This window comes from Streptomyces flavofungini (genome assembly GCF_041028215.1).
Taxonomy (GTDB): Bacteria; Actinomycetota; Actinomycetes; order Streptomycetales; family Streptomycetaceae; genus Streptomyces; species Streptomyces flavofungini_B.
In genome coordinates this window covers 1-1,547 of record NZ_JASKYR010001178.1, presented here as the reverse complement: position 1 = coordinate 1,547, position 1,547 = coordinate 1, and the positions used below count along the sequence as shown (strand labels likewise).

Here is a 1,547-nt window from a genome sequence, read left to right as displayed (position 1 = left end):
TTCTCCAACCGCTGCACCCACAAGCAGTGCCCGGTGACGAGCGTCGCCGACGGCACCATCAACTGCCCCTGCCACGGGAGCAAGTTCGACATCGCCGACGGCAGCGTCAAGCAGAACCCGGCGCCCTCGCCGCTGCCCCCGGCCGAGATCTCCGTGGACGGCGGCTCGATCAAGCTCGTCTGACAGGTGCGTCGACAGGCTCGTCCGGGGGGCCTCACGCGCGCGTGGGCCGCTTCCAGGCGTCGAGCACGTCCTGGGTGGTGGTGACGGTGGCGACCAGGGCGAGGGTGTTGCGGACCATCGCCGGTGTGTAGTCGGCGGGGACGCCCGCGATGGCGTCGGCGGGCACGACGGCGGTGTAGCCGAGGTTGACGGCGTCGAAGACCGCGTTCGGGATCGCGACGTTGGCCGAGACCCCGGTGATCAGGAGGGTCCGGCAGCCGAGGTTGCGCAGCAGCGGGTCGACGTCGGTGCCCGCGATCGGGGAGAGGCCGTGCAGGCGGCGTACGACCAGATCCTCGTCGGCCACCTCGATCGGCGGCGCGATCCGCACGGCGGGCGTGCCGGAGAGCTGCTGCACGGGCAGCCGTCCGGCGGCCCGGAAGAGCCGGGCGTTGCGGTTGGCACCGCGTCCGTCCGGGCGCCGCTCGGCCACCGCGTGCAGGACCTGGACGCCGCTGCCGTGGGCCGCGGCCACCAGCCGGGCCACATGGCCGAGCGCCCCGGACTCGGTGGCCGCACGGGCGAGTTCGGGCAGTGCGCTCCCGGCGCCCACGACGCCCTGCTGGCACTCGACGGTCAGCAGGGCCGTGCTCGCCGGGTCGAGGATCTCGCTGAGCTGTCCGCAGGACGGCATGGGTCCCCCTGTTCGCGGTGGGCCGGGCCGCCGACGGGACCGCCTCCGGTCCGCCGTGCCCGGAATCCGCGCGAGGCTAACGGCCATTGCGTGACGGGGGAAGAGCGTCCATCATCCCTTTCTGACACAACGTCAGGACAGGCGTGGACCCGCGGGCCCGCACGGCGCGACCGCACGGGCACCACTGGAGACACGCGGCTACGCCACTTGGGAGGACACATGGCCGCCACGCAGCGCCGGGGCCGCAGGATCATGATGACGCCGGACGAGCTCGACGCGTTCCTCGCCGCGCAGCGCACCTGCCGCGTGGCGACGGTGTCGAAGGACGGCGCGCCGCACGTCAGCACCCTCTGGTTCCACTGGGACGGCACCTCCCTGTGGCTGTACTCGACCACCCGCAGCAAGCGCTGGGCCGATCTGCGCCGCGACGGCCGGATCGCCGTGGTGGTGGACGCCGGTGAGGAGTACGGGGAGCTGCGCGGCGTCGAGCTCTCCGGGACCGTGGAGTTCGTCGGGGAGGCGCCGCGCACGGGTGAGCCCTGCCCCGAACTCGCCGTCCCCGAGAAGCTCTTCGCGCGCAAGCTCTTCGGCATGGACGAGATGCCGCACGACGGCCGCCACGCCTGGATCCGCCTCACGCCCGACGCGATCGCCTCCTGGGACTTCCGCAAGCTGGCGGCACTCTGAGGGC

At 73.0% G+C, this 1,547-nt stretch carries 3 protein-coding genes; 2 read left to right on the top strand and 1 reads right to left on the bottom strand.

The features are described from left to right. Nucleotides 1–183, top strand: a 183-nt coding sequence (locus AB8Z36_RS39530) for a Rieske (2Fe-2S) protein (protein WP_369218190.1), incomplete at its 5' end; no start/stop codon positions are given. A gap of 31 nt (nucleotides 184–214) precedes the next feature. On the opposite strand, the gene AB8Z36_RS39525 is transcribed toward AB8Z36_RS39530, so the two are convergent. Next, the gene (locus tag AB8Z36_RS39525; protein WP_369218189.1) at nucleotides 215–856 is read right to left on the bottom strand and encodes a cysteine hydrolase; all 642 of its coding nucleotides are present in this window, start codon (nucleotides 854–856) and stop codon (nucleotides 215–217) included. 219 nt (nucleotides 857–1,075) lie between these two features. Here AB8Z36_RS39525 and AB8Z36_RS39520 point away from each other — a divergent pair, with 219 nt between their 5' ends. Beyond that, nucleotides 1,076–1,543 (top strand): pyridoxamine 5'-phosphate oxidase family protein, encoded by a 468-nt coding sequence (locus AB8Z36_RS39520; protein ID WP_369218188.1) that lies wholly within the window; start codon nucleotides 1,076–1,078, stop codon nucleotides 1,541–1,543. Nucleotides 1,544–1,547 lie beyond the last annotated feature (4 nt).